This is a genomic window from Calothrix sp. CBUCES-K 9914, from assembly GCF_059640475.1.
In genome coordinates this window covers 1-3,677 of sequence record NZ_JBXXZH010000456.1, presented here as the reverse complement: position 1 = coordinate 3,677, position 3,677 = coordinate 1, and the positions used below count along the sequence as shown (strand labels likewise).

Annotated in this window: 2 protein-coding genes; one reads left to right on the top strand and one right to left on the bottom strand. The window is 41.8% G+C overall.

Going from position 1 to position 3,677, the window contains the following annotated elements; genetic code table 11:
- A partial coding sequence (locus AC2JBO_RS43765; RefSeq protein ID WP_496959883.1) for a phycobilisome rod-core linker polypeptide occupies positions 1–2,585 on the bottom strand: 2,585 nt, incomplete at its 3' end.
- A gap of 517 nt (positions 2,586–3,102) precedes the next feature.
- Between AC2JBO_RS43765 and AC2JBO_RS43760 the strand changes: the two genes are divergently transcribed.
- A complete protein-coding gene (locus tag AC2JBO_RS43760) occupies positions 3,103–3,435 on the top strand; it encodes a hypothetical protein (RefSeq protein WP_496959882.1) in 333 nt (110 codons plus the stop codon).
- Positions 3,436–3,677: the final 242 nt, after the last annotated feature.

Genomic DNA, 3,677 nt, shown 5'->3' with positions numbered 1-3,677 from the left:
CCAAATACATCTTGGTATTCAACGGTGTTTAACAGTGCGCTAATAAACGCTTTGATACCTTGCGTTGCCAAAATTTGGTTGTATTTACGAATTTCCTGTTGGTTTTGCGGCGCCCGTCCTAAGAAGTGTTTTGTACCTAACTCGATTACCTTAGTATTGGGGTAAGGTGTATAGAATTCTTTCAAGTACAGGCTCGAAGAACCTAAACCTTCAATAAATTCTTTAACGGTAATTTCCCCGTTACCTAAACGGCTTTCTAATACCTTAAATTCACGAGACGAAGCTACATAAGGTGCAATATCACGCTCGAAAATCTGACGGTAAGCTGCACTGATAATAGTTTGTACAGCTACTTTGTCGCGAATACCAGATACAAGCTTGAAGATTTTGGTTTGTGTACGCTGCTTCGAGACACCTTGGTTGGTACGGAAAGCAACATCGGGTTCTGTACGAGCTTCTGCTGGAGTTCCCAACTGCACAAACATTGGAACTTCTTCTTCTTTTGTAATGCTGGGTGTAATATCTTCACGGATACTACCAACACGCAAGTTACGTCCAGATTGTCCAGCAGGTGTTAGATAACGTTCGTATGGAACAGTATCTTCACCGAAAGCTTGTTGATACTCTTCAGTATCAAGAATTGCATCAATTAATGCATAGAAACCTTTTTTCGCACAAATATCAAAGTACTTGTTAGTTTCTTGGCGCCCATAAGTAGGACGACCTAACAAACGACGGTGGATGTATTCAACCGATTTCATTACGTACAAACCAGTCCAGTACATCTTGCGGAAAACATCCGACTTCGCTAACGTGCGGACAAATTCCTTAATGCTAATTTCGCCGTTTTCTAACTTGATTTCTGCGACTTTCTGACGCTGACCTTCGTATACTTCGCGTCCGAAAACTTGTAAGTAAGCAACTTTAATTACTGCTTGTGTAGAGCTTTCAGAGAACTTAATGTTTGTACCTGCTTTCGATTTTTTACCGCGAGTACCAGGTAATTGGTCAAGCTTGAAGACTTTGGGACCTAGTGTACCAGGCGCCACACCGCGAGCGCGAGGGTTACTGTTTTGGTTATTAATTCCTGGTCCCTGGTTGATTAACAAACGCTTGGTATCTTTACCAAAGAATGCAGGACTGCTGCTGGGGTTGCGCGTTTCTTTCGGGAAAATAGCGCCAAATTGAATTTCCAACGGGTCATTACCAGAACCATATGGATGTTGGTCAGGTAATGGTTGATTGTACGACGCAAAGGTTGTTAGGAATTGCGGTACTTTTCTAAACGGTGCGCTGTAATTAAATAAGTCTTGCTGTGGTCCCCAGTTACGACATTCTTGAGCTTCTTGCCCTAAACCGCGTAGATAAGGTACAGTTTCTTCACCAAAGTAATCTGAATACTCCTGCGAATCTACTAAAGCGTCAACAAGTCCAGATAGACCTTTTGAAGAAACTACCGAGAAATAGTTTTGCACTTCCTCGCGTGAAGAAGGTCCACGACCTAAAATATGACGGAATGCCAATTCTAAAGCGCGACTATTAATATATGGGTCGAAGAAGTTTTTGCGGTAAAGCGGAGATTTGCAAATACGACGTACAAACTCTTTCATTGAGATGTCGCCGTTTTTGACTTGTGACTCTAAATATGATAGAGACAAGCCATAAGCGCGCGTAATATCACGCTCGAAAATTTGTCGATATGCCGCTTTGATAACATCGTTCTTTTCAACTGCCGATAATCCTGACTTCATCACGAACTTCTGGCGCCGTTCGGAAGCATTAAAGTAAATTTGTGGCAGTTCCAAACCTTGTTGGTCAGAAGAAGGACGCTGACGCACTTTGGTTGATGGTGTAGGAGCTTTGAATTCGCTAATCAATACATCCATGTACTGGCTAACAATTTCCGTCGCTTCCGCGTCAGCACGGAAATAACTTAGCGACGCTCCCTTTATTTCTTGTAGCGCAACAATTGTTGCTTCTGTAGAACAAGCGTTTTCAATGATTTCCCGCAAACCGCGTGTATTTACAGCGATAATGTTTGGGTCGCCTGCAACAATTGCGTAAGTTGCATAACGTAGAAACCAGCTTAAGTCACGTAGACTCTTCGCCATGTTCGATGGACCATAGCGGGCAACGTTTATTGGTCTAAAACCTGGAGGAGTTGGACCAGTTGAAGCAGTGTTAAAGATTGAACGTAAATTTTCAAAGAAACCACCACGACTTTCAACGTAGGTTACGTTTCCTAGTTCCATCCCACGACGTACATCAACTATCGAGGCGCCTAGTGCCTCCGATACTGCCATCGCCACTTCTGGGTCTTTGGGCTTTTCCAAGAAAGCCATCGGCGTACCACCGACAAAAATTCGGTTCGCAGCACGCGAGACTATAATCTCAGAATTATCTGTCAGAGTTTGGGCTATCGCTAAACGCTTGGCGCCGGACGCAAAGTAGCTAGCCAATTCATTCAGTTCACCTGTTCCCAAGAAACGGTCTTGCTGTTCGGCTTGGGAAATTGTCGATAATGCTACAGTTTGATATAGTTGCGGGCGCGCAACCGAGCTTCCACCACTTGCCTTAACACTCATCGGATTTCTAAAACTCCCATCATTATTTTTATGTGTTAAGTCTGGCGCTTTGCCTAGGACTTGACGTTCAGCAACTTTTGTGTTGCCCTTTGTCTCCTACAAGCTGCCAGAGAAAAAAATTAACCCAGTCAGCTTTTAGATTAGAACGTTTTGTGGTTCTACTGTGGATTTATTAAGAAGTATGTCGAACTTGTAACCTAAATGTATCAAGTTAGAACAGTAACTACTTTATTTTATCTGAGAAATTAACTAAGTTTTGTAAAGATAAGTAACAGATATGCCAGTCATAGACTTTGCTGATGACAGCACTTGGTTTTTATTTATGCGTAATTTAATCGGTTTCAGGCGCCGTTATGAGTGATTCACGCTCTTTGGATGTAATATTTGATGTAATATTATAATATTTTAAGAAATTGTTACAGAACAACTGGTTATTCCGGAAATACGGAGATAAGATTGAAGCTACTAGTAATGAGTACAGGTTAGTCCAGGCAAACACTACTGATAGCATATGCGTTTGAAGTATAAATTCTTAGCCTTAGCTGCTTTATCTATCGCGGTAACACAAAGCATCACTCCAGCAAAAGCGTTATCAAAACATAACGTAAAGTCGTTCGTGAGATGGGTTCACAGCAGACCTGTTAAGACGTTACAACAAAATAACACCCTAGCTCAAAGTCATAAGCGTAACCTTTATAATTACACAACCTTAGCCTCTCAGCCTGAAAAGTACAAAAAAGAAAGCGTGCGTAGCAAAGACACAACGGTAAAATTTAGTAGATATAAGGAGAAAGCTTTAAAGCTTATATTAAAAATGTACGGTGCCCGTTCCGATGACCGCAAACCGTAGCACAGTCATCTTGCCTGTGCCGTGTCAAGTAATTATTTTTAACACGTCTGTCACAGAGAACACAGAGAGTTCTACCTGTAAATCAGCTCATACCAATTTAATATGAAGCTGCAACGAATTAAATCCCCCCAACCCTAGGGTGTTGATTTTGTTCTAATTTAGGTAGAAATCGCTCCTCCCTATTGTTGTGTTCAGTCGTAAAGCTCAAAACCCTGATTATTATTAGCTTTTTACGCAGGCGC